The sequence below is a fragment of the Actinomycetota bacterium genome (assembly GCA_040905475.1).
In the GTDB taxonomy this organism is placed as follows: domain Bacteria; phylum Actinomycetota; class AC-67; order AC-67; family AC-67; genus DATFGK01.
Window position 1 is genome coordinate 1 of record JBBDRM010000157.1, and the last position, 16,537, is coordinate 16,537.

Annotated in this window: 18 protein-coding genes and 2 tRNA genes; 14 read left to right on the forward strand and 6 right to left on the reverse strand. The window is 67.1% G+C overall.

Annotation, left to right across the window (positions count from 1 at the left end; translation table 11 throughout):
* Positions 1–607, reverse strand: a 607-nt coding sequence (locus WEB06_19350) for a helix-turn-helix transcriptional regulator (protein MEX2557774.1), incomplete at its 3' end; no start/stop codon positions are given.
* A gap of 125 nt (positions 608–732) precedes the next feature.
* Here WEB06_19350 and WEB06_19355 point away from each other — a divergent pair.
* The 4 genes from WEB06_19355 to WEB06_19370 all read left to right on the forward strand — a co-directional run bounded on the left by WEB06_19355 (position 733) and on the right by WEB06_19370 (position 3,189).
* The gene (locus tag WEB06_19355) at positions 733–1,356 is read left to right on the forward strand and encodes a nucleotidyltransferase domain-containing protein (protein MEX2557775.1); all 624 of its coding nucleotides are present in this window, start codon (positions 733–735) and stop codon (positions 1,354–1,356) included.
* Positions 1,357–1,445: 89 nt separating this feature from the next.
* Positions 1,446–2,264 (forward strand): TIGR04255 family protein, encoded by an 819-nt coding sequence (locus WEB06_19360; GenBank protein ID MEX2557776.1) that lies wholly within the window; start codon positions 1,446–1,448, stop codon positions 2,262–2,264.
* Positions 2,265–2,410: 146 nt separating this feature from the next.
* On the forward strand, positions 2,411–2,737 hold the full coding sequence (locus WEB06_19365; GenBank protein MEX2557777.1) for a hypothetical protein: 327 nt from the start codon (positions 2,411–2,413) through the stop codon (positions 2,735–2,737).
* Between the two features lie 8 nt (positions 2,738–2,745).
* Positions 2,746–3,189, forward strand: a complete 444-nt coding sequence (locus WEB06_19370; protein ID MEX2557778.1) for a hypothetical protein — start codon at positions 2,746–2,748, stop codon at positions 3,187–3,189.
* Between the two features lie 14 nt (positions 3,190–3,203).
* Here WEB06_19370 and WEB06_19375 read toward each other — a convergent pair whose 3' ends face one another.
* The 4 genes from WEB06_19375 to WEB06_19390 all read right to left on the reverse strand — a co-directional run bounded on the left by WEB06_19375 (position 3,204) and on the right by WEB06_19390 (position 5,839).
* The gene (locus tag WEB06_19375) at positions 3,204–4,346 is read right to left on the reverse strand and encodes a site-specific integrase (protein MEX2557779.1); all 1,143 of its coding nucleotides are present in this window, start codon (positions 4,344–4,346) and stop codon (positions 3,204–3,206) included.
* Positions 4,347–4,471: 125 nt separating this feature from the next.
* Positions 4,472–4,544 (reverse strand) — tRNA-Arg (locus WEB06_19380).
* Between the two features lie 162 nt (positions 4,545–4,706).
* Positions 4,707–4,779: transfer RNA gene (locus tag WEB06_19385), tRNA-Arg, on the reverse strand.
* A gap of 76 nt (positions 4,780–4,855) precedes the next feature.
* Positions 4,856–5,839 (reverse strand): site-specific integrase, encoded by a 984-nt coding sequence (locus WEB06_19390; GenBank protein ID MEX2557780.1) that lies wholly within the window; start codon positions 5,837–5,839, stop codon positions 4,856–4,858.
* A gap of 232 nt (positions 5,840–6,071) precedes the next feature.
* On the opposite strand from WEB06_19390, the gene WEB06_19395 reads away from it, so the two are divergent.
* The gene (locus WEB06_19395) at positions 6,072–7,235 is read left to right on the forward strand and encodes a Fic family protein (protein MEX2557781.1); all 1,164 of its coding nucleotides are present in this window, start codon (positions 6,072–6,074) and stop codon (positions 7,233–7,235) included.
* A 48-nt stretch (positions 7,236–7,283) separates the two neighbouring features.
* Here the strand turns inward: WEB06_19395 and WEB06_19400 are convergent, their stop codons facing one another.
* Positions 7,284–7,823, reverse strand: a complete 540-nt coding sequence (locus WEB06_19400; protein MEX2557782.1) for an ImmA/IrrE family metallo-endopeptidase — start codon at positions 7,821–7,823, stop codon at positions 7,284–7,286.
* 637 nt (positions 7,824–8,460) lie between these two features.
* Between WEB06_19400 and WEB06_19405 the strand changes: the two genes are divergently transcribed.
* The 9 genes from WEB06_19405 to WEB06_19445 all read left to right on the forward strand — a co-directional run bounded on the left by WEB06_19405 (position 8,461) and on the right by WEB06_19445 (position 16,105).
* A complete protein-coding gene (locus tag WEB06_19405) occupies positions 8,461–9,861 on the forward strand; it encodes a 3' terminal RNA ribose 2'-O-methyltransferase Hen1 (GenBank protein ID MEX2557783.1) in 1,401 nt (466 codons plus the stop codon).
* Positions 9,858–12,398, forward strand: coding sequence for a polynucleotide kinase-phosphatase (locus WEB06_19410; GenBank protein MEX2557784.1), 2,541 nt, complete (start codon positions 9,858–9,860; stop codon positions 12,396–12,398). Before WEB06_19405 ends, WEB06_19410 begins: the two co-directional genes overlap by 4 nt.
* Positions 12,398–13,249: a nucleotidyltransferase domain-containing protein gene (locus WEB06_19415; protein ID MEX2557785.1), complete on the forward strand. Its 852-nt coding sequence runs from the start codon at positions 12,398–12,400 to the stop codon at positions 13,247–13,249. Before WEB06_19410 ends, WEB06_19415 begins: the two co-directional genes overlap by 1 nt.
* Positions 13,250–13,522: 273 nt before the next feature.
* Positions 13,523–13,732, forward strand: coding sequence for a YlcI/YnfO family protein (locus WEB06_19420; GenBank protein ID MEX2557786.1), 210 nt, complete (start codon positions 13,523–13,525; stop codon positions 13,730–13,732).
* Positions 13,729–14,127, forward strand: coding sequence for a Fic family protein (locus WEB06_19425; protein MEX2557787.1), 399 nt, complete (start codon positions 13,729–13,731; stop codon positions 14,125–14,127). The genes WEB06_19420 and WEB06_19425 overlap by 4 nt, the downstream gene beginning before the upstream one ends.
* A 454-nt stretch (positions 14,128–14,581) precedes the next feature.
* Entirely contained in the window at positions 14,582–14,806 is a 225-nt protein-coding gene (locus WEB06_19430) for a hypothetical protein (GenBank protein MEX2557788.1), read from the forward strand.
* Positions 14,803–15,351: a hypothetical protein gene (locus tag WEB06_19435; GenBank protein MEX2557789.1), complete on the forward strand. Its 549-nt coding sequence runs from the start codon at positions 14,803–14,805 to the stop codon at positions 15,349–15,351. The genes WEB06_19430 and WEB06_19435 overlap by 4 nt, the downstream gene beginning before the upstream one ends.
* Positions 15,348–15,713, forward strand: a complete 366-nt coding sequence (locus WEB06_19440; GenBank protein ID MEX2557790.1) for a hypothetical protein — start codon at positions 15,348–15,350, stop codon at positions 15,711–15,713. The genes WEB06_19435 and WEB06_19440 overlap by 4 nt, the downstream gene beginning before the upstream one ends.
* An 89-nt stretch (positions 15,714–15,802) precedes the next feature.
* On the forward strand, positions 15,803–16,105 hold the full coding sequence (locus WEB06_19445; protein ID MEX2557791.1) for a hypothetical protein: 303 nt from the start codon (positions 15,803–15,805) through the stop codon (positions 16,103–16,105).
* Positions 16,106–16,537: the final 432 nt, after the last annotated feature.

Below are 16,537 nucleotides of genomic sequence, written 5' to 3' on the forward strand. Positions count from 1 at the left end.
CGAACGCCTCGGGCTTGGACAGCATCGGTGCGATGTTCGCAACGGCTGCTCGGGCATCGAGGTCGTCGCTGCGCCCCGCTCGGAGGAGGATGCGAGCAGCCAGCCGGACGACATCGTCGAGGACGTCGCCGTACGCGGTGCTGAGCACGTCCTCGTCGGCAGCGCGCGCCGGCAGCGGCTTGCGAGGGACCGGCGGCAGCACGACCCGTTGGTTCCTGCGGTACCGGGCGACGAGATAGAGGAGCGCGAGGTTGGCGTGAGGCGGCGGCTCGAGAACCCAGTCCTTGCGCTGACCGAGGTCGACGGTCGTGCGCGGGAGCTGCCGGTGAGTCTTGGCGAAGTTCACCCGGGCCAGGTCGACGGCGCCCTGCTTCGGTGCCGGTGAGAACCGGTCGACCAGCCAGGCGTAGACGAACATCGGGACGTCGTCGACGCCGAACGCTGCGGCGATCGCTCCGAGGTGCTGTGCGCCGACTCGGGTGGCACCTGACTCCCAACGCTCGTAATTGCCGTACTCGGTCGCCTCAGCTGCGCCGAGGACGGTGAGGCCGGCGCCCTTCCGGAGCTCGCGAAGGATCTCGCCGAACCGGTAGATCGGATGCGCCATCGCGACCTCCTCGTGAGGGGTTGCCGAAGTTACACCCGTGTAATCCGCTTGTCCAGGGGAGCGATGCGCCGCTCACAGAAGAAACAATTGTTTCATTTATGAGGCACCCTCACTATTCTGGTGCTGTGGACTTCCGAGAGCCCGTCCAGGCGGTCATTCCGGGCGCCCAGGGTCGCATCCTCGCGGTCTTGTCTCAGACCTCCGCCGAGTTGAGCCTCCGGACGATCGCACGGCTGTCGGACGTGAGTGTGGCGCAGGCGTCGCGGGTGATGCCCGGGCTCGTGGAGTTGGGCCTCGTGGACCGCCGGGAGGCGCCGCCTTCCGCCTTGGTCAAGTTCGTTCCGAATCATGTCGCAGCCCGGGCAGTTGCCGCGCTCGCTGACGTCCGAAGGATGGTGTTCGAGGAGCTGAAGGTGTCCGCAGCTCGCCTCGCTGTACCACCCGTGAGCGTCATCGTCTACGGCTCGTTCGCTCGCGGCGAGGCCGACCGATCGAGTGACCTCGACATCTTGCTCATCCTCCCGCCGGGGGTCGGCGAGGACGATCCGGAGTGGCGAGCGCCAATCGACGAGTGGGTGGAAGGAGTACGCCGGCTCACCGGCAATCGCGTGGAGCTGCTCGAGGTGGCTGGCGAGGAGGCGAGCGCCAAGCTGCGGAGCAAGAAGCAACTGTGGAACGACATCCAGCGCGATGGCATCGTTGTGCATGGCAGGACGTTCGAGGACCTGCGAAACCGCCGCGGTGCCTAACCCGTCCCGTCAGGTCCTTGTTCCCCGGCGCGCTCGCCGGCGACCGATCGCCGTGGTGGTGGTCGACGCACCCCTACGATGGAGACGCCGTGGCTAACCGACCGCTCGACCTACCTGAGTTCGATCGGCCACCGGTCGTCGAGGTTGCGATCGGTGTGCAGTTCGAGCCGATCAAGGGGTTCCGGCAAGCGCACATCGGTTTGTTCTGGAACGAGATCCGAGTCGACTACCCCACGGCGCTCGATCAGCCGCGACTCGAGATCCCTGTCGAGTCGTTCGACGAGGCTCTCATAGGACCGTCGTTCCAAGTCGAGCTGATCGACTCTCCGCCGGTCCATCGAGCCTGGTTTGTCAGCGTCGACGAGTCTCTGCTCGTACAGGTCCAGGACGATCGGCTGATCCACAACTGGCGTCATCGCGGCGGCGGGTACCCCAGATTCGAGCCGCTGTTGGAGTTGTTCTGGTCTCACTTCGACAAATACACGGCGCGTCTCGCCGACACAGGACTCAAGGTTCCGCCCGTGCAGCAGGCCGAGCTGACGTACATCAACTGGATACCGGCGATCTCGATGAGCGAGTTCTTCCGCCCGTCGAGTGCAGCAGAGCTCGACCTGCCGGGCGTAGGCTCTCACCCTGACGCTCAACGATGGTCTGCCCGGTACCCGATTCTCGACGGAGACGCGCTCGTCGGGCGGCTCGCAGTGGAGGCACAGCCGGGCCGCCGCGTGGAGGGCGGCAAGGTCGCAACTGGTTTCCAGCTTGCGCTTACCTTTCGGGCCCCGGTTTCGAAAGACGCGTCGGCTGGGAGCATCTCGGCACTCCTTCTGTTGGGGCGAAATGCCATCGTGTGGACCTTTACTGAGATGACCACACCCGCAATGCACGAGGAATGGGGAAGGCGAACGTGACCGTTACCGACAGCGCTTTGACCAGCTTTCGGTCGGAGCCTACGCGCAGCGCGGACGATCTCTCCGCGTTCGCGCCTCGTCGTCGAGGGGCTGCGAAGGTACGAATTGCGCGGGCATCTGAGGCACCTCGGTGGTTGCCGTACGTCATGGGTCGACTGGAAGAACTCCACCGTCTCGTGTACGAGCCGGACGACGAGGTTCCGACGCCCTATCCGGAATCAATTCAGCGGGCGCTCCCCGAGCTGGTTCGTTTCATGCGGACGGACACGCCCACTCCTACGGTCGTTCCCACATTCGACGGCGGGGTTCAGTTCGTCTGGCATAAGGGCGGTTGGGATGTGGAGGTCGAGGTCGGTCCCAAGGAGACGTTGGTTTGGGCGCAACGGCGCGATGGAGACGAGTCGTGGGATGGCTCACTCGAAGAGCGCGTCGACGACGTCCGCTCTCTGGTGGCTCAACTGACGAACTCGTAGCGCCGGCGGTGGCGGAGATTGTCGAGGTCTCTCCGCAGGACGTGTTGCTCCGACGCGTTCTCCACCGCGCTGACTATCTCGAATGGCATGCAGACTTCGGCCGCTGGGTGCCGTCGCTCGCGGGCGTTCGGTTCGATCCAGACGGGATGTCCGCCTTCCTGCACCATCTCCTGGAGATGCAACAGCATGATGCGAGCGACGTCCGCTCGCTCGGCGGTACGAGCGACAAGCCTGCCATCGTATACGAGTTCACTGCTCAGGCGGCCGAGGACGTCGGATTCACCGCAGAACACAGCCCAAACAACGACACTCCGATCGGGTACGGACACGCGTCGGTAACCAAGCCTGCTGCGCTCTTGCGGCAAGACGAGCGAAAGGCGCGCACGGATCTCGCCACGAGGATGAATCTCGTCTTTGGTGAGGTCGACCTGCCAAAGCCAGAGGGAGCTTGAATCCCGTAGTCCGGTCAGTCGCGCGATGTCACATCGGGTCGGCGAAGCGTGGAGCCGACGATCCCAGCAGCACGGCCGTCCGCTCCCGGCATCAGATGGCTGTACACCTTGAGCGTCGTCGAGGTGTCGCGGTGGCCGAGGCGAGCCGCGACGACGGTGACCGCCTCGCCGGCGTCGAGGAGCATCGATGCCTGGAGGTGGCGAAGGTCGTGGAGGCGGGCCTTCACGCCGAGCTCCTTGCAGTAACGGCTCCATGCCTGGCCGATCCGATCGGGTGGTAGCGGCTCACTCGATCCAGGCATCTTGCGGAACACGAAGTCGTCGGGGGTGGGCGGGACACCAGACGCGAGACCGAGCTCGGCAGCGCACGCCCGGTGCTGGCGGAGCATCTCGGCTGTCTCCTCGTCGAGGCCGACGCCGCGGGCGGCGTGGGTCTTCGTGCCCTGCACGATCAACTTCTTCTCGATCTCGAGCACCGCTCGGCGGATGAGCACGCGCGCCGGCTCGGAGTCGAAGTCGATGTCCCGCCACTGCAGGCCGCAGACCTCGCCGCGGCGGCAGCCGGTGGCGGCGAGCAGACGGAACACGAGCGCGTTCTCCGGGTTGCGGGACGCAGCGGCTCGGTCGATCACGCGGATGACGTCCTCGACCGTCGGCGGCTTGATCTCGGGTCGGTTCACGCGAGGGGGCGTCGCGCGGTCGGTGGGGTTGCGGTCGACGAGGCCCCACCGGACGCCTTGTGCGAACGCAGCGCGCAGCAGCGCGTGGAAGCGGAGCACGGTCGCAGGCTTGCGCTTCCTGACCGTGCCGAGGTGGCGGTAGAGGTCGTCGATGAGCTTCGGCGTGACCTTGGCAAGCTGCTGCGACTTGAAGCCATCCGGCAGCTGCTTGACGAGGCGCCGGTAGTTGTAGAGCGTCGAGGGCGAACGGCCGAGGTGCTCGATGTGGGCGAGCCACTCGTCGAGCAGCGCGCCGACCGTCTTGCGAGTCGGCGCGACGGCGCCGCCGTCGACCTCGGCGACGAACTTCGCCAGCTCCTTGGACGCGGCACGCTTGGCGCCTTGGTACGCGCGGGTGCGGTACCGCTTCTTGCCGCTGACCGGATCGGTCCCCTCGAAGACGCGCAGCTGCCAGTTGCCGGGGCTGCGTTCACGCATCGATCCACGCATCGGATGGCCACCGTAGCCGCTAGATGGCCAAGATGGATGGATAGGGGGCCTCCTGGGACGCTACTTCGGGAGTGATTCTTACCCCGCACCGCTCTGACCAGGACTTTCTGTTGCGCCCTCGGCAGGATTCGAACCTGCGACACACGGTTTAGGAAACCGATGCTCTATCCCCTGAGCTACGAGGGCGGGATAGGTGAAAGTGCTGGCCAGAGCCCATTCTCGCTCACCCACGTGCCGCGCGCGCGAAAGCCGTAGGCCGCGGATAGGCCGCAGGGGCTTCGGAGCCGCTCGGGCGAGCCCGCGGGCGCGGGACGATCGAGGCGGGCGTGTGCCCCCATGGGTGCGCGGCGCCCCGGACAGGAATCGAACCTGTGGCCTACCGCTTAGGAGGCGGTCGCTCTATCCGCTGAGCTACCGGGGCCGGACGAACGACCAACTGTAGAGGCCGGGCCGCGGGGATCTCTCCGGAAGATCCGGGATCCCTCGCCCACCTGCCGCTACGAGACGTCTCCGATCGGCGTGACCTTGTTGGCGCTAGGCGTCGGGTGGATGACGTCGGCATAGGCGGCGTCGATCCGGTCCGCCAGCTTGTCGTGCTCGTCCTCGAACAGGTGGCCGTAACGGTCGAGGGTGGTCGTGATCGATCGGTGGCCGAGATGGCTCTGGATCGCCTTCGGGTGCGCTCCCTGGGAGATCAGCAGCGCAGCACACGTGTGGCGCAACGCGTGCACCCCCATGTCGGGAAGCCCGGCTTCCGCAAGTGCCGGCTTCCAGACTCGGCGGGCGAAGTTGGAGTAGCGGATCGGGCCACCCCGCGGTGCTTGGAACACCAGGGCTTCGTCACCGTCGAGCGAGGCGAGGTGCTGGCCCAGCTTGTCCCTGAGGAAGCGCGGGAGGGTGACCGTCCGCCGCTGGTGCGTCTTCGGTGGTCCGAAGTGCAGCGTGCCCGACACGTCGGCGAGGCTCTCGGCCACGATCAGCCTCGAGCGGAGCAGGTCGCAGCGAGCCCGCCGGATCGCAGCGCCTTCGCCGAAGCGCAGACCACCGATGGCGAGTACCTCGACGAACAGGCGGTGCTCCTCGTTGACCACTGACAGGAGGTCCCGGAGCTGCTCTGGCGACAAACCCACCATCTCGACCTGCGGAAGCCGGGGCAGCTTGATGCCTGAGCTCGGAGAAGCCGCGAGGCGGCCGTCTTCCACGGCGGCCCGGAGGATCGTGCTCAGGAGGTGGTACGCCTGCCGGCAGCTCGACGCGCTCAGGTCGCGCGCCTGCGTGCTCGACATCCACTCCCGGACGTCGATCGGCCGAATCTCGCCGATGGGTGCGCGCCCGAACGCCGGCAGCAATCGCACGCGGAGCATCGACTCGTATCCAACCCGCGTCTTCGGCTTCAGGTGTGTCGTGGTGGCGAGCCACCGCTCAGCCCAGTCGCCGAACAGGACCTGCGCCCTCGGTGGCGGTGAGCGATGGTCTGACATCCCGACCGAGGCTCTCCTGGCGATACCGGAATCGGGTGAGCTGCTGAAGGATGCCTGGCCGATGCTTCTCGAGAAGAAGGCATCGGGGCTGGCGCGCCTTATCCGCGTCCTACATGGGCGTCACCAACCCAGCGGGATCCTCGAACCGCGTTCGCGGACCCGTCGGGTACGTCTACGTCGCAGCGGGTTGAATAACGTACACTTACATGAGTAGGCGTACGAAAGGTGGCTCGTGGAGCCAGCCGGCACCGAGGTTCCGATTGTGTGGCGAGGTCGACGAGCGCGCGCGTTCGTGCCGACCGCGCTGTCTCAGCGGGACCTCTCGCTCGATGCTCGAACTGTCGCCGACGCAGCTCGGGCGCAGGCGGCCGTCGAACACGGCGCCGAGACGATGCCGGAGGACTTCGCCGCGTTGGCTCGGCTGCTACTGCGGACGGAGGGGGTCGCGTCGTCCTTCATCGAAGGCGTGACGGCCCCGGTCGTCGACATCGTCCTCGCCGAGGCTGACGGGGGTGGGGCTCCGTCGGCGGCTGCGTGGGTGGCGGCGAACCTGGCGGCAGTCACGGAGGCAATCAACGAGGCGCACGCCGAGCCTCTGACAGCCGAAAGCCTATGCGGGTGGCACCGGACCCTCATGACCGGCAGCCCGACGCCCGCGCAGCACGTCGGAGTGCTGCGCAACGAGCAGGGATGGATCGGCGGGACGTCACCGCTCGATGCGCATCTCGTGACGCCTCCGCCGGAGGAGGTGCCGGCGCTGGTCGACGATCTCCTCGCGTACGTCAACCGCGACGATGTCGACTCCGTGAGTCAGGCGGCGATCGCCCACGCGCAGTTCGAGATCATCCACCCGTTCGCCGACGGCAACGGGCGCGTCGGGCGCGTGCTCGTCGCGTGGATCCTCGTTCGTCGACTCTCGCTGGTGACGCCACCGCCCGTGAGCGCGCGCATCGCTGCCGACGTCGGTGGCTACGGCTCTGGCCTCGTGCTGTTTCGTATGGGCGACCACGACTCGTGGGTACGCTGGTTCGCGGAGGCGGTGTCGGGAGCCGGCCGCGCGCAACAGGAGCTGGTCGCGTCGGTCCGGCGACTGCAGCGCGAGTGGCGCGAGCGCCTCGGCGAACGTCGAGCTGAGTCGAGGCGCGTTCGCAGCGATGCCGCGGCCTGGCGCGTGCTCGACCTCCTGCCTCGCCACCTCGTCCTCACTGGTCCGATCGTGGCGAGCGAGCTTGCCATCCCGTTGAAGTCGGCGAACGCGGCCCTGGGCGAGCTCGTCGCTGCCGGCGTGCTCGTCGAGCACGGCACAGTGCAACCAAGTGGGCGAGGGCGGCCGAGCCGGCTCTACACCAGCGCCGAGCTGCTCGGACTCTCCGGGTCGAACCCGTTGCGGGCCTGAGCCACGAGAGCGCTCTCGGCGTCCCCACATCCATGCCGGAAGACCCCTTTATGTTGCTCTATGTAGTTCTTCATAGAGACCTACAGAATCGGTCAGAAAGCCGAGCCGGTCCGCCAGCCGGTCGAAGGGGGACGCCCTCTTCAGGTCGAGCAGGCGGACTGCCGCGGTGTAGGTGGTTCGCCCCTCGAGTGCACTCGTCATGACGGCCCGAGCGAACCGCTGGCCGACTGCGGGCGTCGGGCGGAGGCCCCTGGTCGCGCTGCGTCGGCCCTCGCCGATGCCGACCATCGGGCCCACGAACTCCGCCGCCACATCTGTGCACCACCGCTCCACGGCGTTCTCCCGGAGCGAATCGGGCTCGAGATCGCACAGCGCCGGCTCCCCCAGCCAGAGGCGGGCCAGCTCGTGCGCGAGGGTGAACAGCTGCGCCGCCTTGCTGTCGGCACCGTTGACGAACACGACTGACGCGTACCGATCGACGAGCGCGAAGCCTCGGAACTCCTGAGGGTCGAGCGTGCGATGCGTGTTGGAGCCGACGATGCCGCTGATCATCACCAGGACCCCGGCCGCCTCCGAGTGCTCGCGCAACCACGTCCCCGCCGCATCAGATGTCCGGCAGGTCGCACGGCTCTCCGCCGTCCAGCCGTGAAGCGCACCGCTGGGGCAGCATCGAAACCGAAGATGATCCGACCGACATCGAGTTCATCCGCAGGATGCTCAACGAGATCCGCCGCCTGGCCACCGATGGTAGGGATCACCGAAGACGCCGCTCGCACGGCTGACGCTGGGGGGAGTCCTTCTACACCCTCTTCTACTCCACAGGCCGGTACAGGTTCACACAGCGTGGGTCGAACGGCCAGCACTCAACAGCGAAACCCCAGTTCACAGCCACGATCTGGTACGGGACGGGATGGTACGAACAAGCGTTCGTCAGCTCATAACCCGAAGGTCGTGGGTTCAAATCCCACCCCCGCCACCAACGATGAGACCTAGGTCAGGGACCTGGGCCTACGTCTCTGACTGGGGCACGTTCCGGCCGGCTGGGTGAGCTGCGAACGCGGCCGCGCCCTGGTGATCCCGGGTGTGGATGAGCTCGTCGTTGCCGAGGTCTTGGGGCCACATGTTGGCGTCCGCGGGTGATCGGCGAGGCCACCGAGGGCGCGATCGCGGTGGCGCGGCTCGTGAGGGTCCGTCATCATCGTCTGTCCACTTTCAGGCGGGTCTGATGCTGCTGACGATCTCGACAACCCATGAGCCGGCGACCGATCTCGGGTTCCTGGTGCACAAGAACCCGGAGCGGGTTCATGCCGTCGAGATGTCCTTTGGCGTGGTGCGCGTCATCTACTCGGAGGCGACGACAGCTCGGTGCACGGCTGCGGTCCTGGTCGAGGTCGACCCAGTCGGACTGGTGCGTGACCGAAAGGGCCCGAAGGGCAACGACTTCTCGCTCGCGCAGCACGTCAACGACCGGCCCTACGCGGCGTCCTCGTTCCTCTCGGTGGCGATCAACAAGTTGTTCGGCACGGCGTTGTCGGGGCGGAGCAAGGAACGACCTGAGCTCGCCGAGACCCCCATACCGGTCGAGGCCCACCTACCGGTCGTGCCATGCCGCGGTGGCGAGGTCATCCTGCGCCGACTGTTCGAGCCCCTCGGCTACGACGTCGACGTTGCAGCGATTCCCCTTGACCCGACCTTCCCTTCGTGGGGCGACAGCCGATACCTCGACGTGACGCTCCGTGGCACTGTGCGGGTGCGCGATCTCCTCGAGCACCTGTTCGTGTTGCTGCCGGTGCTCGACGACGACAAGCACTACTGGGTCGGGCCGGAGGAGGTCGACAAGCTTCTCCGCCGTGGCGGTGAGTGGCTGGCTGGACATCCGGACCGCGAGCTGATCGCCCGCCGGTACCTCCGCCACGACCGCCGGCTCACCAACGACGCTTTGGCGCGTCTGCTCGCCGACGAGCCCGACGACGTCGACGAGACCGCGGCCGCACGGGACGACGAGGAGGCGGCCGTCGAGAAGCCGATCAGCCTCAACGACCAGCGCCTCGCCGCAGTCATCGACCAGGTCACGAAGCTCGGCGCTCAGCGCACGATCGATCTGGGTTGTGGCGAGGGCAAGCTCTTGCAGCGCATCCTGCGTGACACGAAGGCCGAGAAGGTCCTTGGGATCGATGTGTCTTACCGGACGCTGGAGCGTGCCGCTCGGCGTCTGCATCTCGACACGATGGCTCCCCGTCAGCGCGAGCGAATCGAGCTGGCGCAAGGCGCACTCACCTATCGGGATCGGCGCCTTCAGGGATTCGACGTCGCCACCGTGATCGAGGTGGTCGAGCACCTCGACCCGCCCCGGCTCGGTGCCTTCGAACGCGCCCTCTTCGCCTACGCGCGTCCCACAGTGGTGATCATCACGACACCCAACATCGAGTACAACGAACTGTTCGAGTCCATGCCCGCCGGGACGCTGCGTCACCGCGACCACCGCTTCGAGTGGACCCGCGCCGAGCTCGCCGACTGGGCCGCCGGTGTCGGTGCCCGTCACGGTTACTCCGTCGAGCTCACCGGCATCGGACCTGAGGACCCGCGGCTTGGTGCACGGACGCAGCTGGCGGTGTTTCGCCGGTGAAGGTCGCCCTCCCCGAGGTCTCCCTCGTCGTGCTCGTCGGCGTGTCCGGATCGGGAAAGTCGAGCTTCGCGGCCCGCCACTTCTTGCCCACCGAGGTCATCTCGTCGGACTTCTGCCGCGGGCTCGTCTCGGACAACGAGAACGACCAGGGCGCCACCAACGCCGCTTTCGAGGTCCTCCACTTCATCGTCGCCAAGCGCCTCGACGCCGGCAAGCTCGCGGTGGTCGACGCCACCAACGTGCAGCCCGAAGCCCGCAAGTCGCTCATCGCGCTCGCCAAGCAGAGCCACGCCCTCTCCGTCGCCATCGTCCTCGACGTCCCCGAAGCCGTCTGCACCGAGCGGAACGCGACACGAGCTGACCGTGACTTCGGCACTCACGTGCTGCGCAACCAGCGCGGCCAGCTCCGCCGCTCGATGAAGGGCCTGCGACGTGAAGGCTTCCACAAGGTCTTCACCCTTGACGGCGTCGAGGAGATCGACGCGGCAACGATCGAACGCCAGCCCCTCTGGAACGACCGTCGAGGCGACCATGGGCCCTTTGATGTCATCGGCGACATCCACGGCTGCTTCGACGAGCTCGTTGCACTGCTCATGAAGCTCGGCTACGACGTCGCACCGGACGGCACTGGCGCGCGCCACCCTGGTGGCCGGCGCGCGTTCTTCGTCGGCGACCTCGTCGACCGTGGCCCCGCGACACCGGCAGTGCTGCGACTGGTCATGGGCATGGTCGCCGACGGCGACGCCCTGTGCATCCCCGGCAACCACGAGGCCAAGCTCCAACGTGCCCTGCAGGGTCGCAACGTCACGGTCAGCCACGGCTTGGCGGAGTCCCTCGCGCAGCTCGCCGAGGAGCCACCCGAGTTCACCAAGCAGGTCGTCGACTTCATCGACGGCCTCGTCAGCCACCTCGTCCTCGACGGAGGCAACCTGGTGATCGCCCACGCCGGGCTGCGCGCCGACATGCACGGCCGGGCCTCAGGCGCGGTGCGCTCCTTCGCGCTCTACGGCGACACCACCGGCGAGACCGACGAATACGGGCTCCCCGTGCGCTACCCGTGGGCCGAGGACTACCGCGGCGACGCCATGGTCATCTACGGCCACACCCCGGTCCCCGAGCCGACTTGGCTCAACCGCACGATCTGCATCGACACCGGCTGCGTCTTCGGTGGCTCGCTCACCTCGCTGCGCTACCCCGAACGCGAGCTGGTCTCGGTACCCGCCGCTCGGACGTACTGGGAACCGGCCCGGCCGCTCGTCGCGCCAGAGGTCATCGACACCACGCGTGAGCCCACTGACCTCGACCTCGACGACGTGATGGGCAAGCGCATCGTCACGACCCGTCTCAACCAGACGGTGACGATCCGCGAGGAGAACGCCATCGCCGCGCTCGAGGTCATGAGCCGCTTCGCCGCCGACCCGCGGTGGCTCATCTACCTCCCTCCCACGATGGCTCCCACCGCGACCACGACCAAGGCGGGGCTGCTCGAGCACCCCGCCGAAGCGTTCGGCGCCTACCGCCGCGATGGGGTCACCCAAGTCGTGTGCGAGGAGAAGCACATGGGCTCGCGCGCCGTCGTCGTGGTCTGCCGCGACGCCGAGGTTGCGGCGCGCCGGTTCGGCATCGCCGACAACGAGGCCGCCGGCACGATCGTGACCCGCACCGGCCGGCCGTTCCTCACCAACGCGACACAAGAGATCGAGCTCCTCGCCAAGGTCCGCGCCGGCCTGACCGCCATCGACCTGTGGGCCTTCCTGGACACGGATTGGGTGGTCCTCGACGCCGAGCTCCTCCCCTGGTCCGCGAAGGCCGAGGAGCTGCTCCGACGCCAGTACGCATCGGTCGGCGCCGCCGCCACGGCGACACTGCGCGCTGAGTCCGCCGTGCTCGACTCAGCGCTCGCACGCGGCGCCGAGGTCGCAGACCTGGCTGCTCACACCGCCGAGCGGCGCGACATGGCCGAGCGCTTCGTCAACGCCTACCGCCACTACTGCTGGCCGGTCGACTCCATCAACGACCTCCGCCTTGCGCCATTTCAGATCCTGGCCGGGGAGGGGAAGGTCCACGCCCTCACCGACCACCTCTGGCACCTCGATGTCCTCACCCGCCTCGCCGAGACCGACCCCTCGACCTTCCGGGCCACTGCGACCATCACCGTCGACCTCGACGACGCCGACAGCGAAGCGGCCGCAACCGCATGGTGGGAGGAGATGACCGGACGCGGCGGAGAAGGCATGGTCGTCAAGCCGATCGACGTCGTGCACCGCGGCCCCAGGGGCCTCAGCCAACCCGGGATCAAGTGCCGCGGCCCTGAGTACCTCCGGATCATCTACGGCCCCGAGTACACCGCTGAAGCCAACCTCGCCCGCCTCCGGTCCCGGGGCCTCGGCCACAAGCGCTCCCTCGCACTGCGCGAGTTCGCCCTCGGCATCGAAGCGCTCGAACGGTTCGTGGCCGCAGAACCCCTCTACCGCGTCCACGAATGCGCCTTCGGTGTCCTCGCGCTCGAGAGCGAACCCGTGGACCCCCGCCTCTGATGTCGCTGGAGATCCCGCCTCTCCCGGACACGACCATCCTCCTCGTCGAGGTCGGCTCCACCGCGCACGGCACCGGCATCCCCGGCGGCGAAGACCATGACGAGCTCGGCGTCGTGGTGGAGAAGCCAGAACAAGTCGTCGGTCTCGACGAACGCGGCTTCGCCACGATCATGCAACGCACACAGCCTGAGGGTGTCCGATCCGGTCCGGGCGACATCGATCGCACACTGCACTCGCTACGCCGCTTCGTGCGCCTGGCCGCGTCTGGAAACCCTTCGATCTTGATGTCGTTCTGGGCGCCAGTCGAGCACATCACCCTCGAAGGCGAAGAGCTCCGCGCCCTCGGAGAAGCCTTCATCGGTCGACACGTCATCCCTCGCTACCGCGGCTACATGCAATCCAGGCAACCCGCCTCCTCGGCCTGGGCGGTGGAGGCCACGGCGCTCGAGGCGGAGGACGTCGCGTCAAGGGGTGGCTCGCCCACAACCGACCGCATCAGATTCTCGCCATCTCGCTGCGCAAGGCCGGCTTCGCTGCGAACGTGTCAAACAACTTGTCAAACGAACCACGACGAATCGACCCGGACGACGCTGGACGAAGGGCCGTTGACAAGCCCGCTGACCTGCACCAACGTGGACGTAAGCGGACCACGCCGGACCGGCGGAACCCCGGATCGTCTGGCTCATAACCCGAAGGTCGTAGGTTCAAATCCTACCCCCGCCACCAACGTAAGCCCAGGTCAGCGCCCCAGACGACGAGAATTATTCTCGTTCGGGGCGCTGATTCGCGTTCTTGTCAAACAACTTGTCAAACGTGATCCTCGTCGGGCTATGACCCCAACGAGCACGTGACGGGCCGGAGCACCTTCGCTTGGGCTTGCGGCTCTCGAGTGAGCGAAACTCCAGCTCAAGGGTCTGGGAGGGGCTTGTTTCCGACGTACCCTGCCCTCGTGCAGGTCTGCGCTCTTGGGGCCCACCGAGATCACGGGAGCCAGGGGGCGAGTCGAACTCGGCGGTTTCAAGGAGCAGGCAATCCTCGCCATGATCGCGGTGCACGCCGGCACGACGGTGTCGCCAGGTCGCATGCCAGTGCGAGTCATCGTGGTTTCGCGATACCGTGAGTGCATGACGAAGCAGACCACTGTTCGGCTACCTGACGAGCTCGCTGACGATGCTGAGGCCGTTGCCCGGGTGAAGGGGACGAGCGTGAACCAGCTGATCGTGGACTCCCTCGCTGCTGAGATCGACAGGGTGCGGGAGGACAAGGACTTCACCACGCGAGCGAAGCGACTGCTCGAGCGCGACAAGGAGCTCCTTGACCGACTCGCCAAGTGACCCGATACCTCGAGCTGGCTGAGTACTTCTGGCTGGCCGAGCAGGTGACGGGCATCGATGCCGCAACGTTGGCGAAGGTGAGCCGATCCGACCTCGCCGATTCGGCGCTGCACGCCCCGGCAGCCGGCTTCGGGGACGACGACTTCTATCCGGACATCTTCGACAAGGCGGCCGTCCTTGCATGCCGTCTGGCGTGGAACCACCCACTACCTGACGGCAACAAGCGAGCGTCGTGGGCTGCGCTGGTGCTCTTCATCGACCTCAACAACGGGACATGGTCACCGGACCCGCCCGTGGTCGACGATGCAGAGCAAGCGATGCTCGCCGTTGCGGCAAGAGATGTCGACGAAGCATGGCTCGCGAGTTGGCTGCGAGACCGGGTTCGATTCGGTTGATCTCACGTGCGTCCCGCTTCGGCTCAGTTGTCTGTACCTGCGGACCGCCCACTCTGCAACACGAGGGGCGTCCTCACGGATGCTTCGCAGGTGCAGGACCGTGCCGTCGGCGTAGGTGTCAGAACCAGCGGCCGCTCTAGGCTGCACCGCAGCGGTCCGGAGGGACCCGCCGCTCGTACTCCGGCGACGCGGCCAGCGCTCGCTCGCGAGGCCCACCGCCAACCGTTCGGCGTGTCGGCGAGGCGTTGACAAGCTCGCTGACCTGCGCCAACGTTGTCGCAAGCGGACCACGTCGGACGGGCCGGGTTCCCGAAGCTTCAGAGCCCGAAGGTCGCAGCCTCGGATCCCGTCCCGCCATGAGCTCCGAGCGCATCGCTTCCCCCGAGGTCTCCCTCTCAGCGGGATCCTTCGTCTCCCGGAAGGAGACCTCAGGCACGTGACGTGAGGAGGCGACATGGGCGCGGTGATCGACGCCGGCCAGCACGACGACGAGGTCGACGAAGGCTCGGACGTGATCTACCTGAAGTACTGCTTCAAGGGTGCGTCCTCGTCGGCTGAGCTGGCTGTCGAGTTGCGCTCGTTGGCCGGCGAACTCGAGCGGCGTGGCGCCGATGGGTGGCGCATGGACGCACCGATCGAGGACAGCTGGGCGCAGCTGGTGCGAGAGGAGCGGCAGTGAGCAAGCAGAGGTTCACGCCGGTCGACGCCGCCAGGGTGGCGCTCGCAGCGCCGCGCGTGGTGCTGACCTCGAGCCAGCTTCGAGTCGTAGGCGTTGCGGCGAGGACGTGGTGTCAGGAGCTGCAGTTCCCCACGGTGCGCACGATCGCCTCGGAGCTGGGGTGTATGTCGCCATCGACCGTGCTGTCAGGTTTCCCGCACCTCATCGACGTCCAGGCGAGTGTGATCGCTCTCGAGTGGCACCGACTCGAGGTCGGACTCAGCTCGCCGGAGGGGTGCGATCCGGTCGCCTGGCTCGGGGCGCACGCAGGCGAGCTCCTCGCCATCGACCGGGCCTGCTTGCGGCTACCCGCCCTCGTGTGGGCGGCCGTCGCTTCGGCCGCTCCGTCGACGTCGCGGAGCCCGGACTTGAAGGTGGCGTTGATGCTGCATGCCCTTGCCGCCTTCGCCGATGGTCTCCCCGGTTCGCCCACTGGGCTCGATCATGTGCGCAGCCACACGCACAGCCGTTCGATCGAACCGAGCTCGATGGTGGTGCCAGCATGACGCGCCGGAGGACGGCGCGCCGATGGCGTCACCACCGAGGCGATCGCTTCGCCGACGTGGAGCGTGCGAGCAAGGGCAACCCCATGGGGGGCGTGTTGTTCGGCGGCCAAGAGGTGATCGTTCACGACGACGACGTGCCAGCGAAGGACCTCACCACGGTTGACGGGATCCCCTGCACGACCGCCCTTCGGACGGTCATCGACATCGCGCCCGACGTCGACGAGGACCACCTCGAACGGATCGTGCAGGACTGCCTCGAGCGCAGTCTGTTCACCGCGCACGAGGTGGTGAGCCGCCTGGCGGAGGATGACATGCGCAGGCACCCCGGTGCGGTTTGCCTTCGGCGGCTGTTTCCACGTTGACCGCTCGGCCGGTGCTCCAGGATCGTCCGTCATCGGCTTGCCTCGCCATATCGAACCCGTACACGTTTGTAATACGCTCGGAGCGTGTGGTGCAGCCCTTCGACCTTGATCTGCTCGATGACGACGACCCGTTCGAGATCGACCGCCAAGCCGCCCACCTCTTCAAGCACCCGCACCTCGGGATCGACGATGTCTATGACGTCTGGCGGTCCGACCCGCTCTTCTATCCGGCCAGGCCGCCGGCCCACTGGCTGATGGTCGCCGAGATCGCTGGTCGAGTGCTCGTCGTGCCGTTGGCCCCGCCGGACTCCGGTGACCCCGGCGAGTGCCGCCCGATCGGCTGCTACGTGGCCGCCGATCACCTCGCTGCCCGCTACCGGGAGGACCGATGAGCCCCAAGCAGAAGATGACCCGCGACGAGGAGCACGAGTTCTACACCCGCCCAGAGAACCAGGAACCCCAGGGTGAGCCGCGGCGTCGTCGTTCACGGTTGACCGAGATGGTGCCGGTCCGGTTCCCGCCGGAGAGGCTCGAGGAGGTCCGCGACTGCGCGGAGGCCGACGACCGATCGGTGTCAGCCTGGATCCGCCGTGCTGTCGAGCACGAGCTCGAGCGCCAGGGTCGCGGAAACGTGTCAAACAACTTGTCAAACGAACCACGACGGACAGACCCGGATGACGTCGAACGGCAGCGCGTCGACAAGCCCGCTGACCTGCACCTACGTGGACGTAAGCGGACCACGCCGGACCGGCGGAACCCCGGATCGTCTGGCTCATAACCCGAAGGTCGTAGGTTCAAATCCTACCCCCGCCACCAACGAAGAA

Bases quoted from the DNA above. Each gene is read 5' to 3' on its own strand.
- WEB06_19365 (MEX2557777.1), top strand. From the start codon at position 2,411: ATGGGTCGACTGGAAGAACTCCACCGTCTCGTGTACGAGCCGGACGAC.
- WEB06_19375 (MEX2557779.1), bottom strand. From the start codon at position 4,346: ATGCGTGAACGCAGCCCCGGCAACTGGCAGCTGCGCGTCTTCGAGGGG.
- WEB06_19390 (MEX2557780.1), bottom strand. From the start codon at position 5,839: ATGTCAGACCATCGCTCACCGCCACCGAGGGCGCAGGTCCTGTTCGGC.
- WEB06_19405 (MEX2557783.1), top strand. From the start codon at position 8,461: ATGCTGCTGACGATCTCGACAACCCATGAGCCGGCGACCGATCTCGGG.
- WEB06_19415 (MEX2557785.1), top strand. From the start codon at position 12,398: ATGTCGCTGGAGATCCCGCCTCTCCCGGACACGACCATCCTCCTCGTC.
- WEB06_19420 (MEX2557786.1), top strand. From the start codon at position 13,523: ATGACGAAGCAGACCACTGTTCGGCTACCTGACGAGCTCGCTGACGAT.
- WEB06_19430 (MEX2557788.1), top strand. From the start codon at position 14,582: ATGGGCGCGGTGATCGACGCCGGCCAGCACGACGACGAGGTCGACGAA.
- WEB06_19440 (MEX2557790.1), top strand. From the start codon at position 15,348: ATGACGCGCCGGAGGACGGCGCGCCGATGGCGTCACCACCGAGGCGAT.